16 protein-coding genes are annotated in these 15,349 nt (G+C 72.0%); 7 read left to right on the top strand and 9 right to left on the bottom strand.

Annotated elements, in window-relative coordinates:
- Positions 1-176: 176 nt before the first annotated feature.
- A complete protein-coding gene (glpX, locus tag AB0I28_RS26760) occupies positions 177-1,196 on the bottom strand; it encodes a class II fructose-bisphosphatase (protein WP_357497800.1) in 1,020 nt (339 codons plus the stop codon).
- A gap of 106 nt (positions 1,197-1,302) precedes the next feature.
- Here glpX and AB0I28_RS26765 point away from each other — a divergent pair, with 106 nt between their 5' ends.
- The 3 genes from AB0I28_RS26765 to AB0I28_RS26775 are packed head-to-tail and all read left to right on the top strand — an operon-like array spanning position 1,303 to position 4,135.
- Positions 1,303-1,821 carry a DUF4245 domain-containing protein gene (locus AB0I28_RS26765; RefSeq protein WP_357497802.1) on the top strand — a complete coding sequence of 173 codons (519 nt, stop codon included), beginning with the start codon at positions 1,303-1,305 and terminating at the stop codon, positions 1,819-1,821.
- A 47-nt stretch (positions 1,822-1,868) separates the two neighbouring features.
- On the top strand, positions 1,869-3,218 hold the full coding sequence (locus AB0I28_RS26770; protein ID WP_357497804.1) for an ankyrin repeat domain-containing protein: 1,350 nt from the start codon (positions 1,869-1,871) through the stop codon (positions 3,216-3,218).
- A complete protein-coding gene (locus AB0I28_RS26775) occupies positions 3,215-4,135 on the top strand; it encodes an ankyrin repeat domain-containing protein (protein ID WP_357497806.1) in 921 nt (306 codons plus the stop codon). Before AB0I28_RS26770 ends, AB0I28_RS26775 begins: the two co-directional genes overlap by 4 nt.
- Positions 4,136-4,295: 160 nt before the next feature.
- Here the strand turns inward: AB0I28_RS26775 and AB0I28_RS26780 are convergent, their stop codons facing one another.
- Positions 4,296-5,372, bottom strand: coding sequence for a methyltransferase domain-containing protein (locus AB0I28_RS26780; RefSeq protein WP_357497808.1), 1,077 nt, complete (start codon positions 5,370-5,372; stop codon positions 4,296-4,298).
- A gap of 552 nt (positions 5,373-5,924) precedes the next feature.
- On the opposite strand from AB0I28_RS26780, the gene AB0I28_RS26785 reads away from it, so the two are divergent.
- Complete coding sequence (locus AB0I28_RS26785; protein WP_357497810.1) at positions 5,925-7,124, top strand: cytochrome P450; 1,200 nt, start codon at positions 5,925-5,927, stop codon at positions 7,122-7,124.
- 1 nt (position 7,125) lies between these two features.
- The gene (locus AB0I28_RS26790; RefSeq protein WP_357497812.1) at positions 7,126-7,350 is read left to right on the top strand and encodes a ferredoxin; all 225 of its coding nucleotides are present in this window, start codon (positions 7,126-7,128) and stop codon (positions 7,348-7,350) included.
- Positions 7,351-7,462: 112 nt separating this feature from the next.
- Here the strand turns inward: AB0I28_RS26790 and AB0I28_RS26795 are convergent, their stop codons facing one another.
- Genes AB0I28_RS26795 through AB0I28_RS26815 form a run of 5 tightly spaced genes read right to left on the bottom strand, consistent with a single transcriptional unit; the run spans position 7,463 to position 11,223 of the window.
- Positions 7,463-8,053 (bottom strand): TIGR03086 family metal-binding protein, encoded by a 591-nt coding sequence (locus AB0I28_RS26795; protein WP_357497814.1) that lies wholly within the window; start codon positions 8,051-8,053, stop codon positions 7,463-7,465.
- The gene (locus AB0I28_RS26800) at positions 8,050-9,102 is read right to left on the bottom strand and encodes a pentapeptide repeat-containing protein (protein ID WP_357497816.1); all 1,053 of its coding nucleotides are present in this window, start codon (positions 9,100-9,102) and stop codon (positions 8,050-8,052) included. Before AB0I28_RS26800 ends, AB0I28_RS26795 begins: the two co-directional genes overlap by 4 nt.
- Positions 9,103-9,141: 39 nt before the next feature.
- The gene (locus tag AB0I28_RS26805; RefSeq protein ID WP_357497818.1) at positions 9,142-9,342 is read right to left on the bottom strand and encodes an exodeoxyribonuclease VII small subunit; all 201 of its coding nucleotides are present in this window, start codon (positions 9,340-9,342) and stop codon (positions 9,142-9,144) included.
- A 5-nt stretch (positions 9,343-9,347) separates the two neighbouring features.
- A complete protein-coding gene (gene xseA / locus AB0I28_RS26810; RefSeq protein ID WP_357497820.1) occupies positions 9,348-10,586 on the bottom strand; it encodes an exodeoxyribonuclease VII large subunit in 1,239 nt (412 codons plus the stop codon).
- 49 nt (positions 10,587-10,635) lie between these two features.
- Positions 10,636-11,223, bottom strand: coding sequence for a TIGR03086 family metal-binding protein (locus AB0I28_RS26815; RefSeq protein ID WP_357497822.1), 588 nt, complete (start codon positions 11,221-11,223; stop codon positions 10,636-10,638).
- Positions 11,224-11,330: 107 nt separating this feature from the next.
- Between AB0I28_RS26815 and AB0I28_RS26820 the strand changes: the two genes are divergently transcribed.
- Together AB0I28_RS26820 and AB0I28_RS26825 are read left to right on the top strand one after the other, a co-directional pair.
- Entirely contained in the window at positions 11,331-12,299 is a 969-nt protein-coding gene (locus tag AB0I28_RS26820; RefSeq protein WP_357497823.1) for a 4-hydroxy-3-methylbut-2-enyl diphosphate reductase, read from the top strand.
- Between the two features lie 207 nt (positions 12,300-12,506).
- Positions 12,507-13,184, top strand: a complete 678-nt coding sequence (locus AB0I28_RS26825; protein ID WP_357497825.1) for a type 1 glutamine amidotransferase domain-containing protein — start codon at positions 12,507-12,509, stop codon at positions 13,182-13,184.
- Positions 13,185-13,249: 65 nt separating this feature from the next.
- Here AB0I28_RS26825 and AB0I28_RS26830 read toward each other — a convergent pair whose 3' ends face one another.
- Both AB0I28_RS26830 and AB0I28_RS26835 read right to left on the bottom strand, forming a co-directional pair.
- Complete coding sequence (locus tag AB0I28_RS26830; protein WP_357497827.1) at positions 13,250-14,302, bottom strand: helix-turn-helix transcriptional regulator; 1,053 nt, start codon at positions 14,300-14,302, stop codon at positions 13,250-13,252.
- Between the two features lie 11 nt (positions 14,303-14,313).
- Positions 14,314-15,282 (bottom strand): quinone oxidoreductase, encoded by a 969-nt coding sequence (locus AB0I28_RS26835; protein WP_357497828.1) that lies wholly within the window; start codon positions 15,280-15,282, stop codon positions 14,314-14,316.
- Positions 15,283-15,349: the final 67 nt, after the last annotated feature.

Raw genomic sequence — 15,349 nt, forward strand, 5'->3', positions numbered from 1 at the left:
GGTTCCCTCGACCAGGTGACCTACGGCGACGCTTCGGTGGCCGACGGCCCCGGCACCGTCCCCGGAACCCCCATCAACCCCTACGCCAGCTAACAGCGCACCGCCTCCCGCGGTCGCGGTGCCTCCGGGCACGCAGAAAGGGCCCGCCGACACTGTCGGCGGGCCCTTTCTCGCGTCTATTCGACGGGGAGGAGGTTGCCGTCGTAGTCGACGACCGCGTAGCGCCGGAGCTTTTCGAGCCGGTGGTAGGAGTCGATGATGCGCGTGGTGCCGGACTTGGAGCGCATCACGATCGACTGCGTGTAGGCCCCGCCGCGCCGGTATCGCACGCCTTTGACGAGGTCGCCGGAGGTGACGCCGGTGGCGCAGAAGAACATGTTGTCTCCGCTGACAAGGTCGTCGGTGCCGAGTACGCGGTCGAGGTCGTGCCCGGCGGCCAGCGCCTTCTCGCGCTCGGCCTCGTCCTGCGGCCAAAGCTTCGCCTGCATCGCCCCGCCCATGCACTTGAGCGCGACGGCGGCGATGATCCCCTCGGGGGTCCCGCCGATGCCCATGAGCACGTCGGTCTCGCTGCCTTCGCGGGCGGCGCTGATCGCGCCGGCGACGTCGCCGTCGGAGATGAAGCGGATCCGCGCTCCGGTCTGGCGGACCTTGCGCACCAGGCCGGTGTGGCGCGGCCGGTCGAGGATGCAGACGGTCACGTCGGTGATCTCGCTGTGCTTGGCCTTGGCGATCCGCCGGAGGTTCTCCTCGACGGGCGCCTCGATGTCGATCACGTCGGCGGCCTCGGGCCCGACGGCGAGTTTCTCCATGTAGAACACCGCCGAGGGGTCGAACATCGCGCCGCGTTCGGCGACGGCGAGCACGGCGAGGGCGTTCGGCATGCCCTTGGCCATGAGGGTCGTTCCGTCGACGGGGTCGACGGCGACGTCCACGGCGGCGCCGGAGCCGTCGCCGACCTCCTCGCCGTTGTAGAGCATCGGCGCGTTGTCCTTCTCACCTTCGCCGATCACGACGGTGCCGCGCATGGGCACGGAGTTGATCAGCAGGCGCATGGCGTCGACGGCGGCGCCGTCCCCGCCTTCCTTGTCTCCGCGGCCGACCCACCGGCCTGCGGCCATCGCGGCGGCCTCGGTCACCCTGACCAGGTCGAGGGCGAGGTTGCGGTCGAGCTCTTCGGTCTTCCGGTCGGACATGGGACCTCCTCGGCGCTGAGGGTCGAATCTATCCGCATCCTGACAGAGCCCGCATCCGTACGGGGCGGTCGGGTCACGCGCTGTGGCATAGGCGAGGATGGATGCTGTGTCGAGCACCTATACCGCACCCCGCCGTCCGAGGGACATGATCCTCTCCCTAGCGGTGATCCTCGTGCCGATCGCCCTGATCCTGGGCGGCTGGCGCCTGCTCTTCGGCGGGAGCGACGTCAACGCGATCGATCCGGCGCCGAAGTACCAGGAGGCCGCCGACGCCGGTCTGGCCGTCGTGCGCCCGCAGGGCCTGCCGGAGGAGTGGCTGGCGACACAGGCGGCGGTCAACCGCCAGGACGGCGCGGTCACCCTGCGCGTGGCCTACCAGACGCCCGACGGTTCGGGTGTGCAGCTGGTGGAGAGCAGCGCGGAGTCGGCGACGCTCCTGGCCGCCGAGCTCGGTGAGGGGCCGAGGCTCGAAGGGAACGTCGAGGCCGGCGGCGAGGCGTGGATGTCGTACCTGACGCGGGACGGCAACGTGGCGCTGGTGTGGCCCGACGACCTGCGCACGGTCATCGTGATCGGCGACGCCGACCAGGGTGAGCTGCTGGAGCTGGCGACCTCCCTGAAGTGAGGCCGGGGCACCCAGCGGCGTCCACAGTGGACATTTAGGCTCCGGGGATGATCTCATCCCCTCACCTTTCCGGCGCGGTGCTCAAGCAGCTCACCCGGCTCAAGGGCCGCCTTCCCGACGACTTTTCCCCGCGTGAGCTGGTCGTCGATACGCCTGTCGGCCCGCGCCCGGTGCCACCGTCGGTGCAGACGCTGCTGGCCGTCGAGTGGCCCGCGAAGCACGTCCTGGTGACCAAGAACGAGTTCGCCTGGGAGGTGCGGCTCCCCTCCGAGTGCGAGACCGAGCGAGGGCTCGTCCGGGAGGACCGTGCGTGGTACACGGTCGGCTACGACGAGGGGCAGTGGTACCTCCTCGTCGACCTGGAGCAGGCCGCCGACAGCGACGACCCGGCGACCTACCGTGTCGACCACGAGGGCGGCGAGCCGGTGCCGTGGGCGGAGCGGTTGTCGCAGCGCCTGGCCGGCATCAAGGTGAAACGTCCACCGGCGGTGAAGTACGGCTTCGCGCGCTCCTGCGCGGCCGGGGATGTCGAGGCGGTGCGCACGGCGCTGGCGGAAGGTGCGTCGGTCGGGCCGGTGAACGCGGCGGGGGTGACGCCGCTGCACCTGGCGGCCCTGACGGGCGGGTCGCCGGAGGTGGTCGCGCTGCTGATCGAGGCCGGCGCCGACGTCAACGCGGTGGTGACGCGCGCGGTGGTCTCGATGCACAGTTTCGCCGACAACGACCGGTTGATGGGCCGCGACCTCGCGCGTGGCAACACGCCGTTGTTCGCCGCGCTCGAAGGGTTGGGCTACTGGCCGAACAAGGCGGCACCGGTCGCGCCGCAGATCGTGCGGCTCCTGCTCGCCGCCGGTGCCGACCCGAACAGGCCGAATCGCTACGGCGCCGTGCCGCTGTCGTGGGCGTGCCGGGAGCGCGAGGAGCGGTACGTCGACGTCGCCGAGCAGCTCATGGACGCCGGAGCCGAGATCGAGGGCGCGGCGGAGAGCCTGCTGGGTGAGGCCGTCTCGGGCAGCGAGCGGGTCGTGGCGAGGATGCTGGCGGCCGGAGCCGACCCGTGTCGCCCCAGCGCCTCGAAGATCTACGGGGTCACCGGTGTGACGCCGCTGCACATCGCCGTCCGCCGGGCGCGCGAGTCGATGCTGAGCCTGCTGGTGGGGGCGGCGAGCGACCTCGACGTGCGCACCGAAGGCGGTGTCACGCCGCTGCACTTCGCGGTGGCGCTGAGGCGCCCGGAGGGAGCGCGGATGCTGCTCGACGCGGGTGCCGACCCGCACGCGCGGCTGGAGGACCCCGAGGTGGTGCACGGGGGCCTGACGGCGACGACGCCGGTGGAGATCGCGCGGGAGCTGGGCAACGACGAGGTCGTGGCGCTGTTCGACGGTGCGGGGCGGTGACCGGGCGACCGTCGGCGAGGACGTTGTTCGCGAGAGCCTGCGCGACCGGAGATCTCGCCGCGGTGGAGGCGGGGCTGGCGGCGGGAGCGGCATTGGGGCCGGTGAACCCGAAGGGGCTGACGCCGTTGCACCTGGCCGCCTTCACGAGCGGGTCGCCGGAGGTGGTGCGCAGGCTGGTCGCGGCGGGCGCCGAGGTGGACGCGCCGGTCACGGGCTCGGTGACGCGGTTCAGCGCCTACGCCGACCGCGAGCGAGTCGGCGGGCGCGAGCTGAACCCTCCGGACACGCCGCTGCTCGCCGCCGTCGGGGCCGTTGGGAACCCGCTGTGGCGCGAGGGTACGGCCGTCACCGAGATCGTCGGCGTCCTGCTCGATGCGGGCGCCGATCCGAACGCGCCCGGCGCGTTCGGCATGACGCCGCTGCTGCGGTTCGTCTATGAGAGGGGGCCGAAGGCGCCGGAGATCATGCGGTCGCTGCTGGCGGCGGGCGCCGACCGCGACGCAGTCGGCGGCGTCGAGACTCCGCTGTACGCGGCCATCTCGATGCGGGACGACAGCGCCTTGCTGGTGCTCCTCGACGCCGGGGCCGACCCCTGCCGTCTCGAAGACGGACTTTCGGAGTACGCCGTCGGCAATACCCCGCTGCATTGGTCCGCCTGTGCGGCCTTGCGGGAGAGCACCTTCGCGCGGATCCTCGACGCCGCCCGCGACGTCGACGTCCGCGACGCGCGGGGGAGAACACCGCTGCACCGCGCGGCGGCGTTCAACGGCACGGGGCACGTTCGGATGCTCCTCGACGCCGGGGCCGACCCGGCCGCCCGGGTGCTTGGAGACCAGGGCGGGGAGACCCCCCTGGCCATCGCCCGGAGGGCAGGCCTACCCCGCGTCGCGGAGGTGATCGCCGAGCGGCTCGGCTAGGGCGTGTCCGGGTGATCACTGCGGGGCTGCGGCGGACTCGTTCTCCCCCTGGCGGCACCGTTCCTTCGCCCAGGTACAACACCGGTACCAGGGCGAAAGAACGGCTTGCCAGAAGAAAAACGAGCCTCGCCTCGCACCCACAAGATCACCAGGACACACCCTAGAGCGGCAGCGGCCACCGGTGCGGCGAATCCGGTGCGTCCAGCCAGATCCAGCCGCCCTCGGTCGTCGCCGTGACGCCGTAGCGGGTGCGCGTCGGGCGGCCGGCGGCGACGAATTCGCGCCAGCTCCTCGACAGCGCCGCCGAGTCGAGCGGTTCGCCCGCCCGTCCGGTCGGCGCCGGGGGAGCGTCGGGGTCGTAGAGGTACTCGACGTGGCCGATCGAGAGGCTGAGCCATAGCCGAAAATCGATGTCGCCCATCGCCTCGGGTGCCAGTTCCGGGGGCCGGGCGGGCAGGTCGGGGGCCGCCTGGCGCCACATGTGGCGTTCGGTGTCGTCGCTGTCGAGGGACGGCCGCAGGGGCATGAAGAAGACGCATTCGGCGTCGACGCGGCCCTCGACGCGGTCGGGGGCGGTCTTGTCGAGGACGATCAGGGCGCCGCCCTCGACCAGTGGCGCGACGATCCGGCCCCCGGGCGCGAGCTGGCGGATCCAGGCGGGGTGGACGGTGTCGACGGCGCAGGTGACGACGACGCGGTCATAGGGCGCGCCCTCGGCGACACCCTCGGTGCCGTCGCCGGCGACCAGCAGCGGCCGGTGGCCGATGCCGGCGAGGCGTTCGCGCGCCTCGGCGACCAGCTCCGGGTCCAGGTCGACCGAGACGACGGCCTCGTCGCCGAGCCGATGGCACAGCAGGCCGGCGTTGTAGCCAGTTCCCGTGCCGACCTCCAGGACCCGCATGCCGTCGCCGACGTCGAGCAGGTCGAGCATGATCGCGATGACCGTCGGCTGCGACGAGGAGCTGGTCGCGACGTACTCGCGCCCGCCGCCCGGCCGCTCGACCAGCCTCCGGCGCGTCACCAGCGGTTCGTCGCTGTAGACCTCCCGCAACCTACCCGGCGCGGTCGCGTCGACCTCGCCGCCGAGGCGTTCGCCACCGGCGTCGACGAAGAAGCGCGGCACGAACACATGGCGGGGGACGGCGAGGAAGGCCGCGCGCCACTCGGGCGCCACCGCGACGCCCCGGGCCGCGAGTGCGTCGACCAGGGAGGAGGCGAGGGCGCGCCAGCGCGTCATCGGACCATTGTGGCCGAATCGTGAGGGCTGTGCCGGGCTCCCGGCGGACTGGGGTGGTGGACGACGATGACGACGCACGAGTGTGGATCTTCCACGGCCGAAGCCCGCGGTACGCCTCGGCGGTGTTCGCCTCCGGGGCCGAGGGGATGGCTTGGCTGCGCGGCACGGTGTGAGCGGTGTGTCGGCGGAGTATCCGGTGGGGGACTGGTGCCACGACGTGGCCGTCCGCGACGGCCGCTTCCGGCCCAGCAAGCCGCACCACGGCTCGCCCGACCACGTGGCGGGGTTCGGGCCCGGGCTGGGGCACGTGCACGCGACGGACGGGTGGCGGACGGCGTCACCGAGGCGCACGCCGGACCGTGCGTCTGGTCGTCACCGATTCCGGCGACGGCAGCGGAGGCGACCACGCGGACCAGTCGGCCGCCGCGGCGGCCCTTTCGCGTTCGCGCCGATGATCTGTCGCGTTCAGGACTACGGGGGCCGAGCGGTCGCGACACGGCGATAATGTCCACTTTGGACAGCTATGCGGGTGATCCAGTGGAAAGGGAGCCCATGAATCCCACAACGCCCCTCGCCTTCCCCTTCGCCGCCGCCTATCGACTCGACGCACCACCGCCGGAGTACGCCCGCCTGCGCGAGGCCGAACCGGTCGTCAAGGTCCAACTGCCCGACGGAGGGCAGGCGTGGCTCGTGACCCGCTACGACGACGTCCGCCAGGTCATGGTCGATCCGCGCTTCTCCCGCAAGGCCGCCACCGCTCCCGGCGTCACCGCGACCATGTCGGCCAAGGTCACCGACAGCTCCCTCCTCGGTCTCGACGCGCCCGAGCACACCCGCCTGCGCCGTCTCGTCGCCGCCGCCTTCACCCAGCGCCGCGTCGACCGGCTCGTGCCGCGTATCGAGGAACTCGTCGGCGGCCTCCTCGACGACCTCGCCCAGCAGGAGCAGCCCGTCGACCTCGTCGCCCACTTCTGCGTGCCGCTCCCGATCCTCGTCATCTGCGAACTCCTCGGCGTGCCGCCCGCCGACCGCGCCGACTTCAGCGCCTGGAGCCGCACCGCCCTGTCCAGCCCCGACGAAGTAGGCCTCGCCGTCGCCGACGAGGCCTACAAGAACCTCGACCGCTACATCCGGGCCCTCATCGCCGAGAAACGCGCCCGGCCCGACGAGGCGCTCATCAGCGGCCTCATCGCCGCCCGAGACGAGCACGAACGCCTCGACGAGGAGGAGATGATCGCCCTGTGCGTGCTACTTCTCCTGGCCGGCAACGAGACCACGGGCTCCCAGCTCAGCACCGCCATCGCCGTGCTCCTCACCGACGACGACGCCCGCGCCCTCGTCGGCGGTGAGCACACCGGAGCACTGATCGACGAACTCATGCGCGTCCAGAGCATCAGCGGCCTGGGCGGCGCACTGCCCCGAGTCGCCCTCGAAGACGTCGTCATCGGCGGCATCACCATCCGCGCCGGCGACGCCGTCATCCCCGCCGCCGCCTCGGCCAACCTCGACGACGAGATCTACCCCGAACCCGCCCGCATCGACCTCAACCGGCCCCGCCGACCCCACCTCGCCTTCGGCACCGGCCTGCACCACTGCCTCGGCGCCCAACTCGCCAGAACCGAGATGCGCGTGGCCATCACCGCGCTGTTCGCCGAATACCCCGCCCTCACCACCGCCATGGCCCCACAGGAGCTGCAGATGACACCCGGGACGATCCTGCGCGTACTCCAATCCCTGCCGGTCCGGTGGTGACATGGCCGACACGCCACAGTGGACCGTGGAAGTCGACGGCGGGCGATGCATCGGCTCGGCGATGTGCACCGGCATCGCCCCCCACGCCTTCCAGCTCATCGACGGCCGATCCCACCCCGTCAACCACCACACGCCACCCGACCAGGAGGTACTGGACGCGGCCGAACTGTGCCCCGTCGAGGCTGTGTTTATTGGTCGGAGGCTGACGAAACCTCCTGAGGGGTAGGGGATCGGGCTGCGGCACCTCCTCCGGTGCCGGGTGCCCGGGGTGGGGTTACGCCTGAACTGGCGGGTGCCCGGCCTCGGTTGTCGGCGGCCTGATCCCCGGTGCCCTGGGTTCAGGTGACCTTGCGGCCCAGGTAGGCGGCGACCTTGTCGGCGTTCGAGGCGCCGTCGGGCGCCGGCTGCTCCTCGCCGAAGTTCGCGCCCATCATCGACCGCGGATAGCCCGCGAAGAAGGCCTTCCAGCTGGCCAGCGCGTTCGCCGCGATGCCGGGCTCGATGTCGCTCGAAACGCCCAGGCCGCGTGCCAGATCCCACCCGTGGACCAGCATCTCGTTCACGACGTGCTGGACCGTCACCTTCCCCGGCTGCGGGCCGATCGGCGTCGGCTTCACCGTCTCCAGGTAGCCGTGAGCGGCGAAGGCCTCGCGGGCGCGTTCGGCGTGCCCGTCGAAGGCCGCGACCGGGTCCCCGTAGGTGGGGTGCTCCGTCGGCATATCACCCGTGGCGGCGAGAGTGGCGTACTCGTCGTTGGTGTCGGTGAGGTGGGCGATGACCTGCCGCACGGTCCAGTCGCCGCACGGGGTCGGGTCGTCCAACTGTTCCGGCGTCGCCGAATGCACGAGGGCGCCCACGGTGTCCACCAGCCGCGCGTGAGCGGCGAGTGGATCCGACTCGGTGACATAGCTGTCCGCGAATTCGCTCATGGGGTCAGCATGCCCTCGACGTGCGACGCTCGGTCCCGCTCCGCCGAATTCGGCACGAGGCGGGCGACGCCGTCGACCTCGTCGCCGATGCCCCAGCCGGGCGGCCACGCGTGCCGGGCGGAAGGCTGTCGCACCTCGGCGCCGGTGAAGTCGAGCTCACCGGCGATAACCGCCCGGTCGAAGGAGCCCAGCGACGCGAAGACCGCGCCGCCGAAGTCGGCCGGACCGGCGAACTCGACGTCGTCGAAGACGGCCGCGCCACCGAAGTGCGCCCCCGGGAACTGGGCGGGCCCGTCGAAGCGCGACTCGTGGAAGAACGCCGTACGTATCACCGTCAGGTCCCCGAACATGGCCCGCGCGCGAAACCGCGTCGCGTTGCACCGCAACCGCAGGAGATGGCAGTTGCGCAGGTCGAGGTCGTCGAGCTCGGCGCCGCTGAGGTCGGCGATCATGCCCGGCCAGAACTCCGGCGTCGCCTCGGGCGTGGTGCGATCGCGCACTTCGTGGGGACGCGGATCGCGGAACCGCTCGGTGAGCATGCGTTGCGCGGCGATCCGCACCTGGTGCTCGGGCGAGGGCGGATCCTCGCGCTGGTAGGGCATCCGCAGGTAGGCGCAGATCACGTTGACCACGACCTGCCGGTGCGCCGGATGGCTGATCCCCAGGCGCTCCAGCGCGTAGAGGCCACCGAGCCGGACGGCGGCCGACTCGCTGCCGAGCTGGTCGACGGCCTTGACGTACAGGTCGGTGATCCGGCGCTCGGTGGCGTCGAACTCGACACCGGCCGCGACCTCCTCACGGTGTCGCTGATCGCGCTCCTGCAACCACTGCCGGCGGGCGATCAGCGCCAAGGTGATCAGGCCGCCGGCGCCGAAGGCGACCGTGAAACCGGTCCGCACGGCGTCCATGCGCAGCAGGGGATCGTTGCCCGCCAGGGAATGCAGCCAGCTGATCACCCCCACCGCGACCGCGAGGAGGGTGAGGACGCCACCGGTGATCAGCAGACCCCAGGGCGGCCTTCGCAAAGGCCGGAGCTCGGGAACGGGCATGCCCGGATGCTCCCAGACATCCCCGCCGGAGTCACGCCGCTACTCGGCGCCCGCCGCGCGCGCCTTCTCCAGGCGCTCCCGGGCACCGTCGAGCCAGGCCTGGCAGGTGTCGGCGAGCTTCTCACCGCGCTCCCACAGCGCCAGTGACTCCTCAAGCGTCGCCCCGCCGGTCTCCAGCTTCTCCACCACCGACACCAGTTCGGCGCGGGCCTGCTCGTAGCTCAGGCTCTCTTCGGACATCGCGTTCACTCCTTGACAGTCGCGTGGATCTCGCCCTCGGCGAGGCGGACGCGCAGGACGTCGCCGGCGTTCGCCTCGGCGGCGGCGCGCAGCACCGAGCCGTCGGCCTGCTGGACGATGGCGTAGCCGCGGTCCAAAGTGGCCTGCGGCGACAGCGCGCGCAGCCGGGCGCGTACATGGCTGAGCGAGTCGACGGCCGAGGCGATCCGGCCCGACAAAGCATGCCGGGCCCGGCGCAGCGACTCGTCCACTTCGGACTGACGGCCGTCGACGATGCTCGCCGGCTGCGCCAGGCAGGGCCGCGACCGCACGGCGTCGAGGCGGTGCTGCTCACGGTCGAGGAGACCGTTCATGGCCAGGTCGAGGCGGCGGCGGGCCATGCTCAGCGCGCGCAGCTCCTCGGAGAAGTCCGGGACGACGCGCTTGGCGGCGTCGGTGGGGGTCGAGGCGCGCACGTCGGCGACGTAGTCGACCAGCGGGTTGTCCGTCTCGTGGCCGATGGCCGCCACGATCGGCGTTTTGCAGGCGAACACCGCCCGGCACAGGGCCTCGTCCGACCACGGCAGCAGGTCCTCGACGCTCCCGCCGCCACGGGCCAGGACGATGACCTCGATGTCGGGGTCGGCCTCCATCGACGCCAGTGCGTCCAGAACGGCCGGCACCGCCGAGGCGCCCTGCACGGGCACGTTGATCACGCGGAAGTCCGCGGCCGGGAAGCGCAGCCGCGCGTTCTCCAGCACGTCCTTCTCCGCGGCGCTCGCTCGGCCGGTGATCAGCCCGATCCGGCGCGGCAGGAAAGGCAGCGGGCGCTTGCGGGCCGGGTCGAAGAGGCCCTCGGCGGCCAGCATCTTCTTGAGCCGCTGGAGCCGCGCCAGGAGTTCACCGAGCCCGACGGCGCGGATGTCGTCGACGCCCAGCGACAGGGTCCCCCGCCCGGCGTACCACTGCGGCTTGCCGTGCACGATCACACGCCCGCCCTGCACCAGCGGCGGCTCGGCGGCCTCCACGAAGCGGCGCGGGACCGTCAGCGTCACACTGATGTCGGCCGACATGTCCCGCAAGGTGATGAACACCAGGGGACTGCCCGGGCGCTTGGTGATCTGGGCGATCTCGCCCTCGGCCCACACCCAGCCCAGCCGCCCGACCCACTCGCCGATCTTCTGGCTCACGACCCGGACGGGCCACGGGGCCTCGGGGCTCGGCGCCTTGACGGCGCCCTCCCGTTCCTGCTGGGTCTCGGTCACCCGGTCAGCGTACGGGAGGGCACCGACAGCCCGAATCGCGCCAAAGGTGTCACGGAGTCCAGTTCGGGTCGCGTCCCGACAGCGCCAGCGCCCGGTCGAGGGCACTCGCGTCGGCCGGCACCTCGACGGGCGCGGCGAAGCCCTCGTAGTCCCGGTACATCTGCGCCCACTTCTCGACGTGCGGCAGCACGCCCTCGCCCAGCGCCGGATCGGCGACGTACTCGCCGCCGGTGGCCTTGGCGAGGTCCCAGCCGTGCAGGACGAACTCCATCAGCAGCATCACGGCGGTATCCCGCGCGGCCATCGCGCCGTCGCCCGACCCGATCTCGCCTTCGAACACCGCCGGGTCCGACCAGACCGCCAGCGCTCGCTCCAGCTGCTCGTCGTAAGCGGCCTGCCAGCCAGGCTCGGCCACGAAGTCGCGCGAGGTCAGATCCTCGCCCATGTCCTCCCGCAGCCCGCGCTTCTCCAGCGCGTACGCCGTCCACAACACGAAGTGGTTGGCGAGCTCTCGGCCCGACCAGTCCGCGCTCGGCGTCGGCCGGTCCAGGTCGTCCTCACCGACCTGCCCGACAACGCGGCCAGCGGCCTGCCCGGCGAGTTTCAGCAGTTCAAAGGTCTTCTCGTCGTCGCTCATGCCCCCAATCTAGGAGCCGGCCGGTCCCGAGTCTTGAACAAAGACGACATGCGCCTCATGTGAGGGGACGCACGTACTTGATCCGCCTTTGCGGTCGGCTGCGTACCATGGCAGGCGTGTCAACCAAACGCGTCCTCCTGGCCAAGCCGCGCGGTTACTGCGCGGGTGTCGACCGTGCCGTCGTGACGGTGGAGAAGGCGCTGGAGGTGTACGGACCGCCGATCTACGTGCGCAAGGAGATCGTGCACAACAAGCACGTCGTCTCCACGCTGGAGGCCAAAGGCGCCGTCTTCGTCGAAGAGAACGAGGAGGTGCCGCTCGGCGCGACCGTCATCTTCTCCGCCCACGGCGTCGCCCCCGTCGTCCACGACGAGGCCAAGGCCCGCAACCTCCGCGCCATCGACGCGACCTGCCCCCTGGTCACCAAGGTCCACAACGAGGCCCGGCGCTACGCCGCCGACGACTACGACATCCTCCTCATCGGCCACGAAGGCCACGAAGAGGTCATCGGCACCTCCGGCGAGGCCCCCGAGCACATCCAGCTCGTCGACGGCCCCGACGACGTCGCCAACGTCAAGGTCCGCGACCCCGAGAAGGTCGTGTGGCTCTCCCAGACGACCCTGTCCGTCGACGAGACCATGGAGACCGTCGAGCGGCTGCGCGCCAAGCTCCCACTGCTCCAGGCGCCCCCCAGTGACGACATCTGCTACGCCACCCAGAACCGCCAGCTCGCCGTCAAGGACATGGCCGGCGAGTGCGGCCTGGTCATCGTCGTCGGCTCCCGCAACTCCTCCAACTCCGTCCGGCTCGTCGAAGTCGCCCTCGGCGCCGGCGCCGACGCGTCCTACCTCGTCGACTTCGCCCACGAGATCGACGAGACCTGGCTCAACGGCGTCGACACCGTCGGCGTCACCTCGGGCGCCTCGGTACCCGACGAACTCGTGCAGGACGTGCTCAAGTACCTCGCGGAGCGAGGGTACGGCGACGTCACCGAGATCGACTCCGCCGAAGAGAAGCTCGTCTTCTCACTGCCGCAAGACCTGAAGCGGGACATGAAGAAGGCCGGTATCTCCTAGCGGCTGCGCCGCGGACGCGCTTCGCGCGCTTGCCTCTGGGCGTGGCGCTCCGCAGCCGTCGCCGTCTCGTCGGGTACAGCTCGTCGTGGTCGCCGGACGGCTTTGGCGGCCGCCCCGCCGTACGCGGCAGAGTCGGTGCGGGGTCTCGGCTGGAGCGGCTTCGGTCGCGGGCTGTGCTCGGGTGAACTTGGTAGTGGAGGTTGCCTCGTGCCGGACGTGTTGGTGGTGGTGACCTCGCACGATCGGCTCGGTGACGCGGGATCCACCGGCGTGGGCCTCCAGACCGTGTCGGCGGCGCTCTACGCGCTGGCCGACGCGGGAGCGACCGTCTCCATCGCCTCACCGCTCGGCGGGCGGCCCCCGGTCGACCCGCTGACCTTCGGCGAGGGAGTCGAAACGGAATCGCTCACGCGATACCTCGACGACCCCGCCGCCGTGGAGCTGTTCGAGTCTTCTCTGCCCCTCCCGGAGGCCGCCGAGCGTGAGTTCGACGGGGTGTACTTCGCCGGTGGGCACGGCGGAATGTGGGACTTCCCGGCCGACCCGGTGATCGACTATCTGATCGCCTCCGTGCTCGACTCCGGCGGGTACGCGGCGGCCGTCTGCCACGGTGTCGCCGCGCTGTGCGGTGACCGCGGCGTCCTCAAGGGCCGCCGGGTGACGGGCCTGACCAACAAGGAGGAGCTCCTCCTCGGCCGGGACCGGGCCGTTCCCTTCCTCCTCCAGGACCGGCTCGCCGAGCTCGGCGGCACCTTCGTCGAAGCCGGCGAGTTCACCTCGCACGTCGTCGTCGACGGTCAGGTCATCACCGGACAGAACATGCGCTCCGCCGACGCCACCGCCCACGCCCTGCTGGAAGCACTGGCCGCGAAAGAGCGGCCCTAGGCGTGTCCTGGTGATCTTGTGGGTGCGAGTCCGCCGCAGCCCCGCAGTGATCACCCGGACACGGCCTAGACCGTCCGCACGGTCCCCGACTCGCCCAGCGGGGCGTAGTGCTCGGTGAACAGGGTCGCCACGAGTTCGCGGCGGCTCGACACGCCGAGCTTGCCGAACACGGCCTTGACGTGGTCGCGGACGGTGTGCGGGGAGATGAACAGGGCCGCCGCGATCTCGCCGGTGCCCAGGCCCCGGGACAGGTGCTCGGTGATCTCCAGCTCCCGCGCGGTGAGGCCGTAGGCGCGCACGATCAGCGGCGCGACCTCCGAGGCCGGGGCGTCCTCCACGACCACCGCCGTCTGCGCCACACGGCCGTCGGGTCCGCGCAGGCAGCTCGCGTGGCACACCATCCACCGCCCCGACCGGCCCCGGATCCGGATGCGCGCGCCGCCCTCGGCACGCCCCTCCGTGACCGCCTTCGCCCGCGCGGCCGTGCTGTGCACCCACGCGGGGATCCGCACACCCCAGGGGGTGTCGGCGGCAGGACCCGGCGGCATGTCGTCCAGGTGGCGGCGGGCCTCGTCGTTGACCGACAGCAGCCGCCCCTCGCGGTCGAACAGCAGCAGCCCCGGGCCGCCGGCGGCGTGCGTGTCGGCCGAGGGCGTCGCGAAGGCCCGCAGCCGCTTCGCCAGCGGCCCCGAGAGCTCGGCGACCAGCCGCGTCTCCGCCTCGGTGAACGGCGCCTCGCCACGGTGCCGGAACAGGCTGATCTGCCCCCACGGGAGCCCGTCGACGCGCAGAACCGCCCGCATCTCGTCGTCGAGGCCGCGAGGGCGCATGAAGTCCCGGTACAGCGCGCTGCGGGCGGGCAGGCCGCCGGTGCTTTCGCGCAGGCCCGCCGCGGGCGTGGCGGCCCGCGCGAGGTCGGCGAAGGCATTGACCGTCTCCCCGCCCAGCTCGACGTCCCAGTAGGCCGCGCAGCCCTCGGCGGTCACGTGCTCGCCGAGGATCGGCGCGGTCGGCAGGCCCGTGAAGGGGTCGACCGCGCGCCACACGGCGGCGTCGAAGGGCACCTTGCGGCGCAGCCGGTGCGAGGCCTGCGCGAACAGGTCGAGAGCGGTGCCCATGGGACCTCCCGTCATGGGATGAGCAGTGCCTTTCCAATACTGCGCCGCTCCTCGATGGAAAGGTGCGCCTCGGCGGCGTGATCAAGGTCGTAGCGTGCGCCGACGTGGACGTCGAGCGAGCCGTCGGCGACCCAGCCGAACACGTCGTCGGCGCGGGCGAGGAGTTCCTCGCGCTCGGCGATGAAGTCGATGATCCCGGGCCGGGTGAGCACGAGCGAGCCGCCCGTCAGCAGCCGCGCCGGGTCGAAACCGGTGACGGGACCGCTGGGCGTGCCGAGCAGGACATAGGTCCCCCGACGGCGCAGCGCGGCCAGCCCTCCGTCGAAGGTGGCGGCACCGACCCCGTCGTAGACGGCGGCGACCCCCACCCCGTCCGTGCGGCGACGGGCCTCCTCGGCGAAGTCGCCGTACCCGACGACCTCCGCCCCTGCCTTCTCGGCGATCTCGGCCTTCTCCGGCGACGAGGTCGTCCCGACCACCCGCGCGCCCCGGATCCGCGCCACCTGCGTGAGCGTCAGCCCCAGCCCGCCGGCGGCGGCGTGGACGACGACGGTGTCGCCCGGCCGTACGGCGTACACCGAGTGCGTCAGGTAGTGCGCGGTCAGGCCGTGCATCAGCACCGCCGCGGCCGTTTCGAGGTCGATCCCATCGGGCACCGGCACGAGCCGGTCGGCCGGGACCGCGACACGCTCCGCGTAGCCTCCCGCCCCCTCGTTGAGGCCCCGGGGCATGGCCCACGCGACCCGCGCGCCCGCCGGCAGATCCCCGACGGCCGCCGTCAGCGTCCCCGCGCCCTCCACCCCCGGCACGAACGGCGGCGGCACCGGGATCGAGCCCGCGCGGTGGGCGACGTCGATGTAGTTGACCCCGGCGGCGGCCACCTCGACGATCGCCTCACCGGGCCCCGCGACCGGCTCCGGCCGCTCCGTGACGGCGAGGACCCCCGGATTTCCCGGCTCGCGGACGACGACTGCTCGCATGGCTGCTCCCTGGTGTCGGTGGACTTCGAGCCTGCGGCGGGGGAGGGGGATCGCCTACCCCGCGTTT

The organism is Phytomonospora sp. NPDC050363 (assembly GCF_040655735.1).
GTDB lineage: Bacteria > Actinomycetota > Actinomycetes > Mycobacteriales > Micromonosporaceae > Phytomonospora.